The organism is Streptomyces sp. NPDC048417 (assembly GCF_040651615.1).
GTDB lineage: Bacteria > Actinomycetota > Actinomycetes > Streptomycetales > Streptomycetaceae > Streptomyces.
This window is the reverse complement of sequence record NZ_JBEZKI010000003.1, coordinates 259442-278533: the sequence shown is the minus strand read 5'-3', so window position 1 is coordinate 278533 and position 19092 is coordinate 259442. Positions and strand designations below refer to the sequence as shown.

Sequence of the window (19092 nt, the reverse complement as noted above, 5' to 3'; positions counted from 1 at the left end):
CGTACGGCCGTGCCCGACGCGCCGCCGTATACGGCCGTACGTAGAAGTCACGCCACCCGGCGCTCGGCGTACTCGGCGATCTCCGCCATCGGCGGCCGTTCCTCGGTGTCCACGGAGTAGGTGCGCGGCTCGAAGCCGTCCTCGCCCCGTTCGAACTGGGTCAGGGCGGGCCGGATCAGATGCCCGCGGGCCAGCCGCAGCTGCGCGGTGCGGTAGATCGCGGCGGACATCCGGCCGAGGGCCTGGCCGTCCTGGTGACGGTGTTTGCGGACCCCCACGTCGACCTGGGCGAGGGCGTCCAGGCCGACCAGGTGCAGGGCGTCGACCAGCATGCCCAGCTCCACGCCGTAGCCGACCGGGAAGGGGAGCTGTTCGAGGAGCGAGCGGCGGGCCGCGTACTCGCCGCCGAGCGGCTGGACGAACCCGGCCAGCTGCGGCCAGTGCATGTTCAGCAGCGGGCGGGCCATCAGTTCGGTGACCCGGCCGCCCTGTCCGGCCGAGCCGGCGAGCGGGCGGTCGTACATCGCCTTGACGAGGTCCACGTCCGGGTCGGTCAGCAGCGGGCCGACGATCCCGGTGACGAAGTCGGAGGAGAAGTCACGTAGGTCGGCGTCGATGAAGCAGACGATGTCGCCGGTGGTGACGAGGAGGGAGCGCCAGAGGACCTCGCCCTTGCCGGGGACGGCGGGGATGCGCGGCAGGATCGTGTCGCGGTGCACGACCCGGGCGCCGGCCGCCGCGGCCACCGCCGCCGTACGGTCGGTGGAACCGGAGTCGACGACCACGATCTCGTCGACGAGCGGCACCTGCCGTATGAGGTCGTGACGGATGATCGCGACGATGTCGCCGACCGTCTCCTCCTCGTTGAGCGCGGGCAGCACGACGGAGACGGACTGCCCGGTGCGCTGCTTGGCGGCGAGTATCCGGTGCAGGGGGCGATCGTTCATGGACCAGGAGCGGGTGGCCAGCCAGCGCTCGACTTCTTCCAGCACAGTCAGCGGCTCCTCACTGTCACGATCACACTGCGAGGTGTGATCCATCTCGCGGTTCGGACGACTATCTCAACTGTCCTGGCCTTCGGTTACAGTCTTGAACAACGCCGATGACCATCGCATGTCCTGGGGTCACCGGCCGTTGACAACCGCATACCGCTCATCCAGAGGGGCAGAGGGATACGGCCCGATGAAGCCCCGGCAACCCTCCAGTCGGTTACTCGTGGATCGCTGATCACTGTCGATCGCTCGCGAGGCTCCCGGCTAGGGAAGGTGCCAAATCCGTCTCACGGCGAGATGCGTCGTGAGGAAGATGAGGAGAAAGGGCCTCGCCTCACATGGCTGTGCAGACTTCTGCGACCACCACCGACTCCACGACCGTCGACCTCGGTCCCGCCGCCGCCCTGAGCTGCCGCGAGTGCGGCCACCGCGTGCCGCTCGGCCCCGTGTTCGCCTGCGAGGAGTGTTTCGGCCCGCTCGAAATCGCGTATGACTTCTCGGCCTACGACACCGAGGAGCTGCGGAAGCGGATCGAAGCGGGTCCCGCGAACATCTGGCGCTACGCGCCGCTGCTGCCCGTCCCCGCGGACGTGGCGACCAAGCCGAACATCAACCCGGGCTGGACCAAGCTCGTCCAGGCCGACAACCTGGCGAAGGAGCTGGGCGTCACCGGCGGCCTGTACGTCAAGGACGACTCCGGCAACCCGACGCACTCCTTCAAGGACCGGGTCGTCGCCCAGGCCGTCGAGGCCGCGCGCGCCTTCGGCTACACCACGCTCTCCTGCTCCTCCACCGGCAACCTCGCCGGCGCGGTCGGTGCCGCCGCCGCCCGGGCCGGCTTCCGCTCCTGCGTGTTCATCCCGCACGACCTGGAGCAGGGCAAGATCGTCATGGCCGCGATCTACGGCGGCGAGCTCGTCGGCATCGAGGGCAACTACGACGACGTGAACCGCTTCTGCTCCGAGCTGATCGGTGACTCGGCCGGCGAGGGCTGGGGCTTCGTCAACGTCAACCTGCGGCCGTACTACGCGGAGGGGTCCAAGACCCTGGCGTACGAGATCTGCGAGCAGCTCGGCTGGCGGATCCCCGACCAGCTGGTCGTCCCGATCGCCTCCGGCTCGCAGCTCACGAAGATCGACAAGGGGCTGCAGGAGCTGATCAAGCTCGGGCTCGTCGAGGACAAGCCGTACAAGATCTTCGGTGCGCAGGCCGAGGGGTGCTCGCCGGTGTCGGTGGCCTACAAGGCGGGCCACGACGTGGTGCGGCCGCAGAAGCCGAACACCATCGCCAAGTCCCTCGCCATCGGCAACCCGGCCGACGGGCCGTACGTCCTGGACATCGCGCGCCGTACCGGCGGTGCGGTGGAGGACGTGACCGACGAGCAGGTCGTCGACGCGATCAAGCTGCTCGCGCGGACCGAGGGAATCTTCGCGGAGACCGCCGGCGGGGTGACGGTCGGAGTCACCAGGAAGCTCATCGAGAATGGGCTGATCGATCCGACGAAGTCGGTTGTCGTGCTCAACACGGGTGATGGACTGAAGACACTGGACGCCGTGGCGGGGACCGGGCTTACGGCGACTATTCGGCCCACTCTCGATTCGTTCCGTGAGGCCGGGCTCGCCTAAGTCAGCCACAGAAAACCAGGGCGTTGCTCTAACCGGAGGTTTAAACGTGAGCGTCACCGTTCGCATCCCCACCATCCTGCGCACCTACACCGGTGGTCAGGCCGAAGTCAGTGCCGAAGGGGCCACCCTCGGCGATGTCATCTCCGATCTGGAGAAGAACCACACCGGGATCGCCGGCCGTGTTCTCGACGACGAGGGCAAGCTGCGCCGGTTCGTGAATGTGTACGTCAATGATGACGATGTGCGGTTCGAGCAGGGTCTGGAGACGGCCACCCCGGACGGCGCCGGCGTCTCCATCATCCCGGCCGTCGCCGGCGGCTGACCCCGCCGACCGCCCCGGCGACCCTGCTGACCTGGCTGTCGTGATGCCCGTATGACCGAACATTACCTTCGGTAATACCCATCACCGAGTGTTCATCCCCGCGGCGGAGCCGCTAATGGATGCAGTGCCCCCTCCGTGCGAGAAGCGGAGGGGGCAATTCTGTGTGGTTGAGCGCGGTACAGTTGGGGAACGCGGTCCCGATCTCCAGGTCGGGAGCCCCGTATTCGATACCGCAGACCCGACAAGAAGTAGCCAAAGTGTGCGGGTTATATGCGGCTTTTGCGGCTTTTATGGGGCCCGACTTGCCCTGAATTCGGCCGAATTCTTGCTACATTCCGGACCCTTCCCGTCCAGAATTCTCGTCCGATTGACCTGTTGCAGACGGCAGTTGGACAGATACATTCAGCCGCGGTCGACGCGTTCCGGCGCACGCCCCCAAACCTGTGGGGGGTGAGGTCTGACCCGGATCCGCGAAGTGTGGATCTGTGCAAGGGCCAGTAATAGGGGAGTTAGGCATGGCTCAGGGCACCGTCAAGTGGTTCAACGCGGAGAAGGGGTACGGCTTCATCGCGGTCGACGGTGGTGCGGATGTTTTCGTCCACTACAGTGCGATTCAGATGGACGGCTACCGCACCCTGGAGGAAGGTCAGCGGGTCGATTTCGAGATCTCGCAGGGCCAGAAGGGGCCGCAGGCGGACATGGTCCGGCTCGCGACCGGCTGAAGCACGCGCCGACTGACAGCGTCGTTCTTCTTTCTTTGTCGGAGGGCTCGTATCCCATGGGGAGTCATGGGTTACGAGCCCTTTGGCATGCCCGGGGCGAGCGGGCCGGCGTGCCCCGCGGGTGCGGCCCGGTACGGGGCCGGGGCGCGACCCAGTCCTCGGGAGGCGCTTGCACTCGGCATGGGCGAGTGCTAATCATTGGCGTTAGCACTCTGAAGGTGAGAGTGACAAAGATGGACCGGGTCGGTGAGGCCCGCAGACCGGGTGGGGCAAGGAACCCACGGGTCGGCGAGCCGTCCGTCGCGGGCGCGGGCGCGGTCCTTGAAGACTCACCCCCAGTCCTGGAGGGACCACTTCACATGGCCAAGATCATCGCGTTCGACGAGGAGGCGCGGCGCGGCCTCGAGCGCGGCATGAACCAGCTCGCGGACGCCGTGAAGGTGACGCTGGGCCCCAAGGGCCGCAACGTCGTCCTCGAGAAGAAGTGGGGCGCCCCCACGATCACCAACGATGGTGTGTCCATCGCCAAGGAGATCGAGCTCGAGGACCCGTACGAGAAGATCGGCGCCGAGCTGGTCAAGGAAGTCGCCAAGAAGACGGACGACGTCGCCGGTGACGGAACGACCACCGCGACCGTGCTCGCCCAGGCCCTGGTCAAGGAAGGCCTGCGCAACGTCGCCGCCGGCGCCAACCCGATGGCCCTGAAGCGCGGTATCGAGAAGGCCGTCGAGGCCGTCTCCGGTGCCCTCCTCGAGCAGGCGAAGGACGTCGAGACCAAGGAGCAGATCGCCTCCACGGCCTCCATCTCCGCCGCCGACACCCAGATCGGCGAGCTCATCGCCGAGGCCATGGACAAGGTCGGCAAGGAAGGCGTCATCACCGTCGAGGAGTCCCAGACCTTCGGTCTGGAGCTGGAGCTCACCGAGGGTATGCGCTTCGACAAGGGCTACATCTCGGCGTACTTCGCCACCGACATGGAGCGTATGGAGGCGTCCCTGGACGACCCGTACATCCTGATCGCCAACTCGAAGATCGGCTCCGTCAAGGACCTGCTCCCGCTCCTGGAGAAGGTCATGCAGTCGGGCAAGCCGCTGCTGATCATCGCCGAGGACGTCGAGGGCGAGGCCCTGTCGACCCTGGTCGTCAACAAGATCCGCGGCACCTTCAAGTCCGTCGCCGTCAAGGCCCCGGGCTTCGGCGACCGCCGCAAGGCGATGCTGAACGACATCGCCATCCTCACCGGCGGCGAGGTCATCTCCGAGGAGGTCGGTCTCAAGCTGGAGAACACGACCCTCGACCTGCTGGGCCGCGCCCGCAAGGTGGTCATCACCAAGGACGAGACCACCATCGTCGACGGCGCCGGCTCCACCGAGCAGGTCCAGGGCCGGGTCAACCAGATCCGCGCCGAGATCGAGCAGTCCGACTCGGACTACGACCGCGAGAAGCTCCAGGAGCGCCTGGCCAAGCTCGCCGGTGGCGTCGCCGTCATCAAGGCCGGTGCCGCGACCGAGGTCGAGCTCAAGGAGCGCAAGCACCGCATCGAGGACGCCGTTCGCAACGCGAAGGCGGCCGTCGAGGAGGGCATCGTCGCCGGTGGTGGCGTGGCCCTGCTCCAGGCCTCCCAGGTGTTCGAGAAGCTGGAGCTCGAAGGTGACGAGGCGACCGGCGCCAACGCCGTGAAGCTCGCCCTGGAGGCCCCGCTCAAGCAGATCGCCGTCAACGGTGGTCTCGAGGGTGGCGTCGTCGTCGAGAAGGTGCGCAACCTTCAGGTCGGCCACGGCCTGAACGCCGCGACCGGCGAGTACGTCGACATGATCGCCGAGGGCATCATCGACCCGGCGAAGGTGACGCGCTCTGCCCTGCAGAACGCCGCCTCCATCGCCGCGCTGTTCCTCACCACCGAGGCCGTCATCGCCGACAAGCCGGAGAAGGCCGCGGCGGCCGCTCCGGGCGGCATGCCGGGCGGTGACATGGACTTCTGATCCATCCGGATCGGCTCGTCCTTTTCCGAGGGCGGCACCCCCTGCCACGGCAGGGGGTGCCGCCCTCGGGCGTTTCCGCCGGTCCACGGGCCGGTGTGGCGCAGGGCGCCGCCCGTGTGGCCGGGGCATCCGTCCCGTGAACCGGTCTGGGTCCGTGTCCGGGGTCACACGGCGTCCGTGCGAGAGCGGGAATGGGTACGTCCGGGCAGGTCGTTGTGCACGTATGTGCACTCGATGCGTGTGCACATACCGTCGGGTATACGACACGACCGATTCACCAGGAGCCCCCCACGTGACCGTCACCACGCCCCCCGCCTCCCGCGCGGCCGAGATCCTCTCCCGTCCCATCGCCCTGAACGGGCTCACGGTCCCCAACCGGATCGTGATGGCGCCGATGACCCGCCAGTTCAGCCCCGGCGGCATCCCCGGCGAGGACGTGGTCTCGTACTACGCCCGCCGGGCCGCCGCCGGTGTCGGTCTGATCGTCACCGAGGGGACGTACGTCGGCCACGACTCGGCCGGGCAGAGCAGCCGCATCCCGCGGTTCCACGGCGAGGAGCAGCTGGCGGGCTGGGCGAAGGTCGCCGAGGGGGTGCACGCGGCCGGCGGCACGATCGTCCCGCAGCTGTGGCACATCGGCATGGTGCGCAAGCAGGGCCAGCCGCCGTTCGCGGACGCCCCCGCCGTCGGCCCCTCCGGCATCCGCCTGGACGGCACCGAGGGCGAGGGCAAGGCGATGACCCGCCAGGACCTGGACGACGTCATCGGCGCCTTCGCCGAGGCCGCGGCCGCCGCCGAGCGCATCGGCTTCGACGGGGTCGAGCTGCACGGCGCCCACGGCTACCTCCTCGACCAGTTCCTGTGGGCGGGCACCAACCGCCGTACCGACGCCTACGGCGGCGACCCGGTCGCTCGCACCACGTTCGCCGCCGAGATCGTGGCCGCCGTACGCGCGGCGGTCTCCCCGGAGTTCCCGGTGATCTTCCGCTACTCGCAGTGGAAGTCGGACAACTACGACGCCCGTCTCGCCGAGACCCCGGAGGAGCTGGAGGCGATCCTCACCCCGCTGGCGGCGGCCGGTGTCGACGTCTTCCACGCCTCCACCCGGCGCTACTGGCTCCCCGAGTTCGAGGGGTCCGACCTGAACCTGGCCGGCTGGACCAAGAAGCTCACCGGAAAGCAGACCATCACCGTCGGCTCGGTCGGCCTCGACGGCGACTTCATCAAGGGCTTCGCGGGCGAGGGCTCCCCGGTCCGGGGCATCGAGGACCTCCTCGACAGCCTGGAGCGCGAGGAGTACGACATGGTCGCCGTCGGCCGCGCCATCCTCCAGGACCCGGAGTGGGCGGCGAAGGTGCTGGCCGGCCGCACGCAGGAGCTGAAGTCGTACGACGCGGCGGCGCTGCAGACGCTGAGCTGAGCCGGGCCGGTACGACGAACGGCCGGGACGATCACGTCCCGGCCGTTCGCGCGTCTCAGGCCACCGCGAGAAGGACCAGCGCGGCCACTCCTTGCAGCGGCACGGCCACGACACCGAAGAACAGGGCGCTGTTCCGGGCGATGTCCGGCCCCCGCTCCCGCCGTCTCGCCCAGACCCATGACACGAGGGCGGTGAGCGGGGGGATCAGGGCCACCAGGGCACACGCCGTCCGGAACGGGGTCCCCGAGGCGTCGGCAGTCCGGGCCCACAGGGGCTGAGCGAGGACGGCGTCGAGTACGAGCAGGATCAGCAGCCCGGCCCGGACCCCGCGCGCCTCGCTCCCCTCGGGCCGCCCCGAATGCGCGGCGACGTAGATCGCGGTGTGCGCCACGGCCACCACAACGCAGAGAATGGCCGTCACTCCGGCCCAGGCGCCCAGGGCGCCCAGAAGGTTCCCCGACCACAGGGCGTCCAGGACGTCGTGCACCAGGCCGAAGACCGTCACCCCGAGGGTGACCAGGAGCGAGACGTGCAACTGCTTGGCCAGGCCGGTCATCAGTGCCAGGCGCCTTCGGCGAAGGCGAGTGCGGCGAGCGCCGTGTACATGCCCGTCCGCAGGAGCGTTGCCGTACGGAATCTGCGCCGGAAGAGATAGACCCCGGCATCGTAGGCAAGGGCTCCTACGCACACCTCGGACAGGGCGGTCGCGAAGTCCAGTACCGAATCCGTCGTGCGGTCGAGGAGAAGCCATCCCAGAGCGGTGAAGGCGCCGCCCGCGAGAGCGTGGTTCCAGGAATACGGAAGCCGCCGCAGCCGGCCCACCAGGGCGCGTCCCGCCGGCGTCCGTTCGTCGAGCAGTGGTGCCGCGACTTTGATCTGCCGGGACAGGTAGAAGCCCCTGCCGACGATCAGGGACAGCGACACGAAGAACGTGAACGCCATGCCGTACCTCCACAGTTCGTGCGCCGGATCGACTCTATGCGTGAGCGACCGGCAGTCGTCCGCCAGGGCGCCCGCACCCGCTCGGCCGCTGTCGGGAGCGGCCTGGCGGGTACGGGCGCCGGATCGGTCAGTGTCGGTTAGAAGTGACAGTTGTCCTGGATGTCCGAGATACCCACGATCGTGAACAGGAGCCGAAGACCGTGACCAGCCAGGTACTTGCGCAGGACACGCCAGCTGGTCGTCTGCACGAGCAGCTTGGCGAACTGATAGATGCCGCCAAGTTCGCGGATGTCCTTCTTGAGCTTCACGAGCCGGGCCCATGGGAAGAACCACGGTCCGATCGTCTCCACCAGGGCCTTCGCGCACTTGGCGATGTGCACCGTGGTGCTCCACCAGGACTGGCCGTCCAGGTCGTAGCCGCCGACCGGGTCGGACGGGTAGCCGTAGTGGTTGGGGGATCCGTCGAGGACGGGATCCACCTGGAGGAAGCGGCCCGTTGCCGGGTCGTACAGTCGGCCGCCCATGAGGGTGAGACCGCCCAGAGCCTCCGTCGCCCGCACGTACGCGCCGAGCGAGCCGTACTCGGTGACGGCCGTGCCGTCGAGGGCGTTGCCGTACTCGTCGTAGTGCTGGACCGTGCTGGCGACAGAGGTGTCCAGCGGCTGCTGGACGGTGATGTCACCGTGGATGTCGGCGAGTTGCAGGACTGTGTCACCACTGGCGGTGCTTGTGGCCGCCAATGTCCCTGACAGGTCCGCGACGTTCCGGGTGACGGTGGACCCGGTCTGCGCCCAGGCAGGACTGTCGCAGCCGCAGCCGTAGTGGTCGACCGTCGTGCTGCTGGTGCTCCAGGTGCCGTCGGTCGCCTGGACCTGGGTCTTCTGGACGGCGAGCCGTCCGGCGGCGTCCAGGCCCCAGGTGTTGCGGGTGGAGCCGACGGTCTCCGAGGCGACCAGGTCGTTGGTGTAGTACGACAGGGTCGTGTCGCCGCTGGTGGTGGTGCGGCCGAAGGCGTCGTAGGCGTAGCCGCTGTTCACCAGGCGGTCGGCCGAGTCGTAGGTGTACGACGTGGTGGCCGTGGTGGCGTCGTCGGTGCTGCTGTCGCAGTCGTCGGACGCGGTGGTCAGCGCCGTGCGGTTGCTGCTGGCGTCGAAGGTGTAGGCGCGGGTGGTGCAGCCCGTGGCCGCGGTGTCGGCGGCCTGGCTGAGGCGGCCGGCGGTGTCGTAGGTGTAGTCGGTCTGGGTGGTCGTGCCGTCGGTCTGGGCGTGGCCGGTCTCCAGGCCGGTGACCGCGTAGCCGGCGGTGTCGGAGGCGACGGTGGTGCCGTCCGAGGCGGTGTACTCGCGGCCGGTCTCCTGGCCGGCCGGGTCGGTGGTGACGGTCAGGGTGTAGTCGCCGGGCAGGGTCTCGGAGGCCAGGGTGCCGTCGGCGTCGTAGGTGCCGGTGAAGGTGCCCGCGACCGAGTCGGTCAGGGTCTTGACGTTGCCCGCCGTGCCGTAGGCGTAGGTGACCGTCGACGGAGCCGAGTCGGTGGACTTCACCGGTCGGTCGAGGATGTCGTATGCCGTGGTGGTGGTGTTGCCCGCGCCGTCGTCGTACGAGATCTGGCGGCCCAGGTCGTCGTAGCCGTACGCGATGGTCTGGCCGTTGGAGGACTGGGTCGAGATCCGGCCGTTGTCGTCGTCGTAGGTGAACGTCGTCGCCGGGGTGTCCGTGCCGGTGCCACCGGTCAGGGCGCTCCTGGTCGGCCGGCCCGCCGCGTCCACGGTGTTGGTGGTGGTGCGGGTCACGCCGTTCGCGGTTTCCGCCCTGGTCGCGATCTGGCCCCAGCGGTCGTAGGTGTACGTGGTGGTGACGGCCTCCGTCGGGTTGTTCCCGCCGCCGGTGATCGCTGCCGCGGGCACGGTCTTGCAGAGCAGTCCGGCCCACTCCACCGAGGAGCAGGTGCCGAGAGCGTCCGCGCTGTAGTACGCGTACTCCAGCGTGTCCGCGTCCGAGCCGGAGGATCCGCCGGTGCGGGTGGTGGCGATCCGGCCGTTGTCGTCGTACGTCGTGACCAGATTCGTGGTGTCGCCGCCCTCGGTCTCCTTCTCCTGGCCGGTGGACCAGTCGTAGGCGGTGGTGACCGTGTCGGTGTCGGCGTCGGTGGCGCGGCCGGGAATCGCGGCGCCGGTCACCGTGGTGGTGAGCAGGCCGGAGACGGCGGCGTCGGAGGGACGGTTCTCGTCGTAGGTGTACGCGGTGTGGGCGCGGGCCGGGATCACCGTGCCGGCGGCCAGCGTGGCGTCTGTGGTGGAGCCGGTGAGTTCCTTTGTGAGGGTGACCTGATGCAGGGGGCCGTACTTGTCGGTGATCCGCTGTCCGTCGGCCGAGTATTCCGAGACCGTGGCCAGTTGCCGGGCGCGGTCGGTCGTGGACAGGCCGGTCAGGCCGATTGCGGCCAGCCTGTCGTCCGCGCCGGAGGCCGTGCCCAGCGCCAGTTCGCGGTTGGCCGCGGTCAGTTCTGAGGTGGTGTTGCCGTATGCGTCGTACTCGGTCGTGGCGATCGAGCCGCCGGGCTTGGCGGTGTCGGTCGCCTCGCCGTTGGCGTTGATGTAGGTGATGGTGGCACGGTCGTACGAGGACGACGTCAGGCCGCTTCCGGTGCTGGAGGCGGGGACGCTGTCCGCCGGGAAGACGGCGGTGGCGTCGGTCGGCGCCTCGTCCTGCGCCCAGGTCGCCACCGTGTCGGCGTCCATCTGGTTCGGCGCGGAGCTGCCCGACAGCGGTACGTCGTAGACGACCGTGGTGGTCGCCGTACCCGACGTGGTGCTCGCGCTGCCCTCGGCCAGGCCCGCACGGGAGGCGCTGAGCAGCATGCCGTCACCGGCGGTCAGGGCCGAGCCGGCCTTGCCGTAGGTGAAGGTCCACGGCAGTTCACCTGGTTCGGTGAGGGTGGCGACGCGGCCGTTGGAGTCGTAGGTGTACTCGGTCTTCAGCGCGGGGCTGATGCGCGGGTCCCAGACCTGGCGGAGCCTGCCGGAGGCGCCGTAGGCGTAGGTGGCGAGGGTTTCGGCGGTGGCGGCGGAGTCACCGGGGGTGGTGGCCCACAGCTTGATCGCCTTGACCTGGCCGGCGTAGTCGCCGAGTGCGGAGTCGGTCGCGGTGGTGGTGCCGGCGTAGACGAACTCCAGGACCCGGCAGCCCTTCGTGGACGGGTCGGCCTGGCAGGCCGTGGCCTTGACCGCGCCGGACGGGGAGATCACGTACTTCGGACGGGCCAGGGTCGCGCCGCCCGACGTGACCGTCTCCGAGACCGTGGTGACCGTGGAGTCGTCGACGGCGGTCGCGGACGAGGACAGCGTCCAGGTCGTCGTCCCGTCCCCCGCCTTGGTGAACACCGTGGTGTTGGCCTGGGTGTCGGTGAGGCTGAACGCCGAGCCGGACAGGCTGCCGGTGAGGGTCAGGTTCTCGGCGCCGGTCTCGGGCTGCCAGCCGCCGCCGGAGGTGGCGGTGAAGGCGGTCGAGGTGCCGTCCGCGCTCAGCAGTTCGACCGAGGTGGCAGACGTCTTGCGGATCTGGGTGTAGTCGCTCGCCTCGCCGGTGACGGACGAGGTCCAGCCGGGGCCGAAGATCTCGGCCTGGCCTTCCGCGTCGGTGTCGTTGGCACGCGAGGAGTACGTCCGCTCCGCACTCGCGTCGAAACCGGACGCGTCGGTGGCCGAAAGCGTGTAGTCACCGGTGAGCTCGTTCACCGTGCCGGGGCCGACCTCCTCGGTCGGGGCGGTACCCGCGTCACGGTCCAGGGTGACCTCGACGGTCTGTGAGTGGCCGGTGGTGGTGCCGTCGGTGAAGGCGGCGCGCAGCTGGATCACGCCGTCCTCGGACAGCGAGTTGACGGTGTTCCAGACCAGCTTGGTGGCGGTGCCGTCGGTGACGGGAACCGGCCAGGCGGAGACGGCGTTTCCGGAGGCGGTGACGTCACCCACGGGCACGGTGTGCCAGGAGTCGGTCTCGCCGCGCCGGTACTCCCAGGTGACCCCGGTGTAGCTGGTCAGGCCCTTGGCGGACAGGGTCAGGCGGCGGGCGGTGGTGTCACCGTCCTGCGGGGACAGGACCGCCGCCCCGTCCGCGCCGACGCCGAAGGAGTAGGCGGTCGTGGCCGTGGAAAGGTTGCCGCCGGAGTCGACCGTACGGGCGTACAGCGTGTGCCAGCCGGTCGCCGGATCGATGCTGACGGTCTGGGCGTCACCGCCGGTCCCGTCGGTCGTGTCCAGCTTCTTGTTCGGGAGCTTGGAGTCGTCCAGGCCCCAGGAGAAGCCGGCGCCGTCCGACGAGGAGGTGTCGATCGTGCAGGTGTCGGCGGAGCCGGCCTTGGCCGTCCAGCCGCTCTCCTCGTACGTGGCGCAGGTGATCGTCGGTGCCGCGGGCAGCCCGGTGTTCATCACGAATGTGGTGTAGCCGGACCAGGAGCCGTAGTCGGTGCCGTCGTAGGCCCGGACGCGGTAGCGCAGGTGCACACCGGCCGGGAAGGCGGAGGCGGACGGGATCGTCAGCTTCGCGGTCGAGCCCGAGGAAACCGAGGAGGAGGTGCCGGTGTACGAGTACGTGGTGTCCGCGTACGCAGGATCCGCCGTGATCTCGAACTGACCTTTGGTGCCGGACCCGTCTGGGTCGGTCACCTTGGCCGACAGCGTCGGGGTCAGGGAGGTGACGTATCGCTTGCCGTTGTACGCGTTCACCTGGGACGGTGCGACGGCGAGCGAACTCGGCACGGAGGGGTAGGAGTTGTACGTCACCGTCAGGTGCGGCTCCAGCGAGTTGTCACCGGAGGCGTAGTTGGCGGAGTAGAAGCGACGCCAGGTGAGGCTGTCGGTCTCGGTCACGCCGCGGATCATCAGGCCGTAGTTGGCGGTGCCGTCCGCCCATGCCTGCACGATGTCGTCGATGTCGAAGTCCATCGTGCCCGCGGGGCAGGAGGACGAGTACCCCTTGGCCGCCGTGTTGATCACCTGCCCCGTGGTGGTGCCGGCAGGCTTGGTGCTCCAGGTGATGTCCGACGACGACCACGACTCGGTGACCCGCCGCACGACGGTTCCCGACCCGGACGTCGAACAGGTCGAGGAGTAGTACGAGTACAGGGCCAGGTTGGTGTCGGTGATGTGCTTGCCCTTGAAGGCCGACGTGTCGAACTTCAGGTACGACCGTGCCACCGTCGAACCGGAGTCGTACGTGCCCGACTTGAGCTCGGTCGAGGAGACCTGCGAGTCGGTGTAGTTGGTGGCCACCCAGGTGTCGGTGGTGACGGCGAGGGTGGAGGTGGGATCGACGGTGACCGGGTAGGTCAGGTCCTGGTCGAAGTAGCCGGCGTCGGGCGTGAGCACGAGCGTCTGCGAGCCGTCGGCGGCGGTCTCGACCTTCGTGTCGACCTTCGCCTCGTGCTCGGACTCTCCGGAGGCGTCGTCCTTGCTGGAGTCCCACATCATCGGCGCGGGCGCCTCGGCGACCAGCTTGCCGTCGCTGTCCTTGAGGAGCAGGTGCCCGGAGTCGGCCACCGATACTTTCAGGCCGTCGAGGTGCAGCGGGATGCGGTACTCCGTCGCACTGTCGGGCGCGGAGTCCAGCTCGATGTCCTCGCTGAAACCCTGGGCGAGAGCGGTGACCTTGAGAGTCTGGTCGCCGCCGAGGTCGTAGGAGGCGGTGTCGTCCTCGACGGTCGGGGTCGGGAGCTTGGACTCCCAGCCGAGCCCGAACGACTTGCCGCCCTTGGTCACCGACGCGAGATCGGTGTCGCCGCCGTCGGAGACGGCGATGTCGGCCGCTGCCACGTCCGGTGTGAGGGCGGAACCGGTGTCGGACAGCGAGGTGTCGATGTCCCGCCAGGTGCTGCCGACCTTCTGCCGGATCGGCCCGGCATAGGTCGACGTCTGCAGCTCACCGCTGGGCAGCGCATAGGTGGTCGAGTCGGCCGACCGCTCGGACGTCACCTCGATCTTGCGGTTCTGCAGCCGCGCCATCGACAGCGCCGCCGAGACCGAATCCGCTGACGAAGCGGCCGACTTGGTGTCGGAAGAGGTGGTGGTCGTCTCCGTCGAGGCGGCGGAGGTCGCGTCCGCGAAGGCCGTCCCCGTCTCCAGTGAGACCAGTGCGGCCTCTGTCGCGAGCACCGCGGCGACTGCCAGCGCCGTACGCCTCAGCAAAGCGCGCGAGGATCTCGCGCGCCCCCCTGAGACCGAGAGGAGTCGTCTCCTCTTGTGTCTCATCAACACTCCCTGAGATCGCCGTGACGCCCCATACGTCACGGGCGGAGGCGATGGAATGTCAGCAACCTGTGAAGGGAGTTCTCAAGAATGGTCATGAGATGTTCAAAGGTGGGCAGGGTGGTTTTCCCGGCTCTTGACCTGGCTGGAAATCGTCGCCCCGAAGGATGTGAATCCTATGGGGGGTCGATGGGTTGACTGTCGGTGAAATCCGGATGAAGTGGAAGGGGCGCCTCAAGTGCCGCACTCAGCCTGTGAAATTGCTGTCGTGAACTTCGTTATTGGCTTGTGATGAGCGTCGAAGTTGCCGGTACCGTCCGGAGCATGCGGATACTCCATCTCTCGGACACCCACCTGGACCGCACCGACACCCCCAACAGGCGCGGCGTCAACGCCACCGCGTCGCTGCGGCTGATGCTCGACGAACTCCGCCACCTCTCCGGCTTCGACGCGGTCGTCGTTACCGGCGACCTGGCCGACGAGGGCGCGGTCGAGGCGTACACCGCCCTGCGCACCCTGATCGGCGCGTACGCCCAGGCCCGGAACATCCCCGTCCTCTGCACCACCGGCAACCACGACGAGCGCGAGGCCTTCGCCAAGGTGCTGGGCAGCGGGCACCTGGACGCCGACGGCACCGACCGCGCCGAGCAGGTGTTCGGCGGGGAGGAGCGGGCCGCCGTCAGCACGGTCGGCGGCTGGCGCTTCGTCACCCTGGACTCGCTGGTGCCGGGCAAGGTCTACGGCCGGCTGGGAACGCCCCAGCTGGAGTGGCTGCGCGAGGTACTGCGCACCCCGGCCGAGCACGGCACGGTCCTCGCCTTCCACCACCCGCCCTTCGCCCTGGACCTCTCGGTGACCCAGTCGGCGTTCGGGCTGCGCGACCCCGGCGAGCTGGCGGCGGCGATCCGGGGCGGTGACGTGCGGATGATCCTCAACGGGCACTACCACCTCCAGCTCTTCGGTCTGCTGGAGGCGGTGCCGGTGTGGGTGACGCCGGGGGTCGTCAACCGGATCGACCTGACCGTGGCGCCGGGTGAGCGGGCGGTGCGCGGGGCGTCGGCGTCGCTGGTGGAGCTGGGCGGGCCGGCCGGTCCGCTGTGCCACACCTTCCATGCGCGCGATCCGCGGGCCCATGAGACGGTGTACGAGATCGACGAGGCGCAGGCCAGGGCGTTCGTCGCCCAGCATGGCTGACGGGTTCACCCGTATGGGTGAGGGGTGTTCGGCACTCGTGCGAAGTGCCGGACGTTCCATGAGTGACCGGCCGTGATGACGGCAGCGCCCCCACCGAAAGCGAGCGAGCATGACGACAAGTCAGTCTCAGGAGCCGACCCACGCCGCCGAGGGGCCGGTCGTACGCATCGCGGCGGGTGCCGTGCGCGGGTTGCGGGAGGACGGGCTGGCGGTCTTCAGGGGCATACCGTTCGCCGAGCCCCCGGTGGGGGAGGCGAGGTTCGCGGCACCCCGCCCGGCACGCGCGTGGGACGGGACGCGCGAGGCGTACGCCTTCGGCCCGCCGCCCCCGCAGGACCTGGGCATCCAAGGGCGCACGGGCGTCCTGGAGGCACCCGAGGGCGACGACTGGCTGACGGTGAACGTCTGGACACCCGACCCGGACCCGGCGGCCCACCGCCCGGTGATGGTGTGGATCTACGGCGGCGCCTACAAGCTGGGCCACTCCGGCAGCCCCGGTTACGACGCCCAGCACCTCGCACGCGACGGCGACGTGGTCGTGGTCTCCCTCAACTACCGCGTCGGCATGGAGGGTTTCGCCCAGATCGAGGGGGCGCCCGCCAACCGGGGCCTGCTGGACCAGGTGGCGGCGCTGGAGTGGGTGCGGGAGAACATCACGGCCTTCGGCGGCGACCCCGACCAGGTCACGGTCTTCGGGGAGTCGGCGGGCGGCGGATCGGTGGCCGCGCTGCTGGCGATGCCCAGCGCGCGGGGTCTGTTCCGGCGGGCGATCGCCCAGAGCGTTCCGGGCACGTTCTTCTCCACCGACCTGGCCGCGGACATCGCACAGGCCCTCGCGGCGGAGATCGGCCTGCGTCCCACACTGGCCGACCTGGCGACGACCGACCCGCGCCGGCTGACGGACGCGGGACAGTCGCTGGGCGTCAAGATGCCCCAGTACATGGGCCGTTGGGGGCAGATAGCGCCGACGATGACACCGTTCTCCCCGGTGGTCGACGGCGAGGTGCTGCCCACCACCCCCTGGCAGGCGCTGGCCTCCGGCTCCGCCCGGGACGTGGACCTCCTGGTGGGTCACAACCGCGACGAGTACCGCCTCTTCCTGGTGATGGGCGGGATGTACGGCAAGATCACGGAGGAGCAGGCGACCGGCGCCCTGCGGCTGTTCGCACCGGGCGGCGAGGCGGGGGTGCAGGCCTACCGCGAGGCCTTCCCCGAGGCGTCGCCGGACGAGCTGTACGAACGGGTGCAGACCGACTGGCTCTTCGGCATACCGTCACTGCGCCTGGCGGAGGCGCAGACCGCGGGCGGCGGCCGGGCCCACCTGTACGAACTGACCTGGGGAGCCCCGGGCAACGGCGGACTGCTGGGCGCCTGCCACGGCCTGGACATCCCGCTGCTGTTCGGCACGTTCGAGGCGGACCTCGCCAACCTCCTCTTCGCGGGGACGGGCGTCACCCCCGAGGCCGAAGCCCTCTCCACCCGCTTTCGCGCGGCATGGTCGGCGTTCGCGAGGACGGGAGACCCGGGCTGGCCGGAGTTCGACGTCCAGGACCGCCTCACCCAGGTACTGGACACGACACCGACGGTGACGCCGTACCCGGAGGAGCAGAGCCGGAAGCTCTGGGAGGGTCACGAATTCACGTCCTCGCCGCTGCTCGGCTGACCTGGGCGGGGCCGGGGGCGGAGGGTGGTTCAGAGGTTGCCGAGGGGCTCGATGTCCACGTGGACCGGGGTGCCCCAGACCCGGAGCACCTCGTAGTCGGTGAACTCGTGGACGAGCCGGTAGGCCATGGCCGGCCGGGACCCGCGGCGCTGGGCATTGATGTACAGCTCGGCCTCGCGCCGGTCGCGGCGGGGGGTGCCGCACAGCTCCCACTCCCGGCCGTTCCACGCCTCCGGCAGCCATCGCTGCTGGGCCTGCGGCCGGTCGGCCCGCACTCCGTAGCGGGACATCGAGGGCCCCGCGGCCGCCTCACCCTGCACCGGCCGGGGCCCGCCCGCGAACTCCGACCGCCGGGCGGCCCGCCGCCGCGTCTCGCACAGCAGACACAGATCCGGGGCGCTCTCGTCCACGGGCCCCTGCGGATGCTCGGCACACCGGGTGGTGGGCGCGGCCGCGCTGACGCTCTCCTCCAGCAGGTCGAGAGCGCGCCGGAGGTCGTCCTTGACCTCGTGCAGCTTGGCGTCGGGCGTGCTGGCGGTCAGGGCCTCCCCGTGCTCCCCGAGCAGACGAAGGGCACGACCCAGGGAGGTGAGCTGGGAGTGGTTCATACGTTCCAGCGTGGCACACGGCGCTGACAACACCGTCGGAGCGTGACGTCAGGTGGTGCGACCGACGTCGGAATTCGTTCATGGCGGGGTGTTCCCACACCACCGCGTGGATCACGAAGCGACCGCTCGGCGGTCCTCTTCCTCCAGCTGCGCCATGAACTCGTCATGCGCCATGGAGGGCCCGGACGAAGCCGCCTCGCGTGCGCGTGCCTCGGCGACGTCCGCTTCGTCCCGAAGCCGCTGAAGTTCTTCGAGATCACTTATCGGGATGAGTGCGGCGGCAGGCTTGCCGTATTCGGTGATCAGGATGTGCTCCTGCCCGTGCCGGACCCGGCCCACAAGCCGGCCGAGCTGGTTCCGGGCTTCCACAAGCGGATACGTCTCCATGGAAGCCTTCATGCGGGTGTCCCCTCTCGTCGTTGGTTCATCGCGCCACGGATCTCGGCGACGCGGGAGCGGACCTCGGGAGGTGACAGGGGCGCGTTGTGGCTGCGGGGGGCGCCTTCGCCACGGCATGCGCCGCAGATGCCGCCCGGCAGCGCCTCCGGGCGGCCCGGCGTGCGGCACCTCGCGCACTCCAGGATCCGCAGCGGCGGGCGGGTGGGGGACGGGGCCGGTTCGGGCGGGAGCTTGTCGACGAGGCGCTTGCGGAGCAGGGCGGCCGGGTGGTGGACGGGGGAGGGCAGGCCGCTGGCCAGGGCCCGGAGTACGTACTCGTCGGTGGCACCCCGCGCGAACCACTCCGTCAGCAGCGGAGCCAGGGCCGCGCAGTCGGCCTGGGAGAGGGACAGCACGGGCGCCGTGCGGCCGAGGGCGGCGAGGAGGATGTGGGCGCGGGTACGGGTGGGGCGGGCCCGGTCCGGGGGCTGCTCCGGCTCCGGTACGGCGCCGCGTGTGAACGACGCCCACCAGTCATCGTCGCGTGCGGTACGGGACCACCACGATCGGGTGATCCAGTGTTGACTGCCCGCCCCGGCGAGATGTTCCCGGCCGCGCCTCAAGTGGCCCGTCCGCTGGAGGGCGTTGAGGGCCGTGCGGAGGGCGCACTGGCCGTACGGGAGGTGCTTGGCCAGCGTCTTGACGGAGATGTCGGCGCCGTCGGGGAGCCGGTCGACGTACGCGGCGATGGCGGCTTCGCGGGGCGGGAGGTGGGCGAAGTCGTTGTTGGTGCGCCGCTGTTGATCGGGTGCGGACCGCTTTCCGTAGCCGGGACCGGCCATGGGGTGCGAGGCGGCGTGCGTGGGCAGGGGGGCGGCACTAAGCTGGCTGTCAGCCATGGGGATCGTTGTGTCCGATCTCGGTGGTCAAGCCCCCGCAGGTGTTGGTAGCGCCTGTCGGGGGCTGTTCTGTTCGCTATGCGGGCACGCTAGACGATCGTGACTG

The 19092-nt window shown here is 69.5% G+C and carries 14 protein-coding genes and 1 riboswitch; of the genes, 7 read left to right on the top strand and 7 right to left on the bottom strand.

All coding sequences use genetic code 11. The features are described from left to right. Positions 1–47: 47 nt before the first annotated feature. Positions 48–992 (bottom strand): glucosyl-3-phosphoglycerate synthase, encoded by a 945-nt coding sequence (locus AB0D59_RS06165; RefSeq protein ID WP_362561372.1) that lies wholly within the window; start codon positions 990–992, stop codon positions 48–50. A 157-nt stretch (positions 993–1149) separates the two neighbouring features. Further along, positions 1150–1312, top strand: a riboswitch (SAM riboswitch). A gap of 18 nt (positions 1313–1330) precedes the next feature. On the opposite strand from AB0D59_RS06165, the gene thrC reads away from it, so the two are divergent. The 5 genes from thrC to AB0D59_RS06140 all read left to right on the top strand — a co-directional run bounded on the left by thrC (position 1331) and on the right by AB0D59_RS06140 (position 7063). Further along, positions 1331–2617 carry a threonine synthase gene (gene thrC, locus AB0D59_RS06160; RefSeq protein WP_362561370.1) on the top strand — a complete coding sequence of 429 codons (1287 nt, stop codon included), beginning with the start codon at positions 1331–1333 and terminating at the stop codon, positions 2615–2617. A 46-nt stretch (positions 2618–2663) separates the two neighbouring features. After that, positions 2664–2939, top strand: a complete 276-nt coding sequence (locus AB0D59_RS06155) for a ubiquitin-like small modifier protein 1 (protein WP_362561368.1) — start codon at positions 2664–2666, stop codon at positions 2937–2939. 515 nt (positions 2940–3454) lie between these two features. Beyond that, positions 3455–3661: a cold-shock protein gene (locus AB0D59_RS06150; RefSeq protein ID WP_007493268.1), complete on the top strand. Its 207-nt coding sequence runs from the start codon at positions 3455–3457 to the stop codon at positions 3659–3661. 359 nt (positions 3662–4020) lie between these two features. Then, the gene (gene groL / locus AB0D59_RS06145; RefSeq protein WP_351711336.1) at positions 4021–5643 is read left to right on the top strand and encodes a chaperonin GroEL; all 1623 of its coding nucleotides are present in this window, start codon (positions 4021–4023) and stop codon (positions 5641–5643) included. Positions 5644–5935: 292 nt separating this feature from the next. Next, positions 5936–7063: an NADH:flavin oxidoreductase gene (locus tag AB0D59_RS06140; RefSeq protein WP_362561365.1), complete on the top strand. Its 1128-nt coding sequence runs from the start codon at positions 5936–5938 to the stop codon at positions 7061–7063. 55 nt (positions 7064–7118) lie between these two features. Here AB0D59_RS06140 and AB0D59_RS06135 read toward each other — a convergent pair whose 3' ends face one another. From AB0D59_RS06135 to AB0D59_RS06125, 3 genes are all read right to left on the bottom strand, one after another. Then, positions 7119–7619 (bottom strand): hypothetical protein, encoded by a 501-nt coding sequence (locus AB0D59_RS06135; RefSeq protein ID WP_362561363.1) that lies wholly within the window; start codon positions 7617–7619, stop codon positions 7119–7121. Further along, the gene (locus AB0D59_RS06130; RefSeq protein ID WP_362561360.1) at positions 7619–8005 is read right to left on the bottom strand and encodes a hypothetical protein; all 387 of its coding nucleotides are present in this window, start codon (positions 8003–8005) and stop codon (positions 7619–7621) included. The genes AB0D59_RS06135 and AB0D59_RS06130 overlap by 1 nt, the downstream gene beginning before the upstream one ends. A 137-nt stretch (positions 8006–8142) precedes the next feature. Continuing rightward, positions 8143–14184 (bottom strand): DNRLRE domain-containing protein, encoded by a 6042-nt coding sequence (locus tag AB0D59_RS06125; RefSeq protein WP_362561357.1) that lies wholly within the window; start codon positions 14182–14184, stop codon positions 8143–8145. A 384-nt stretch (positions 14185–14568) separates the two neighbouring features. On the opposite strand from AB0D59_RS06125, the gene AB0D59_RS06120 reads away from it, so the two are divergent. Beyond that, positions 14569–15438, top strand: a complete 870-nt coding sequence (locus AB0D59_RS06120) for a metallophosphoesterase (protein ID WP_362561354.1) — start codon at positions 14569–14571, stop codon at positions 15436–15438. 109 nt (positions 15439–15547) lie between these two features. After that, complete coding sequence (locus tag AB0D59_RS06115; RefSeq protein ID WP_362561351.1) at positions 15548–17101, top strand: carboxylesterase family protein; 1554 nt, start codon at positions 15548–15550, stop codon at positions 17099–17101. 29 nt (positions 17102–17130) lie between these two features. Here AB0D59_RS06115 and AB0D59_RS06110 read toward each other — a convergent pair whose 3' ends face one another. From AB0D59_RS06110 to AB0D59_RS06100, 3 genes are all read right to left on the bottom strand, one after another. Next, the gene (locus AB0D59_RS06110) at positions 17131–17709 is read right to left on the bottom strand and encodes a hypothetical protein (RefSeq protein ID WP_362561348.1); all 579 of its coding nucleotides are present in this window, start codon (positions 17707–17709) and stop codon (positions 17131–17133) included. A gap of 111 nt (positions 17710–17820) precedes the next feature. Beyond that, complete coding sequence (locus AB0D59_RS06105) at positions 17821–18108, bottom strand: type II toxin-antitoxin system Phd/YefM family antitoxin (RefSeq protein WP_362561345.1); 288 nt, start codon at positions 18106–18108, stop codon at positions 17821–17823. After that, positions 18105–18986, bottom strand: coding sequence for a hypothetical protein (locus tag AB0D59_RS06100; RefSeq protein ID WP_362561343.1), 882 nt, complete (start codon positions 18984–18986; stop codon positions 18105–18107). Before AB0D59_RS06100 ends, AB0D59_RS06105 begins: the two co-directional genes overlap by 4 nt. Between the last annotated feature and the right edge of the window lie 106 nt (positions 18987–19092).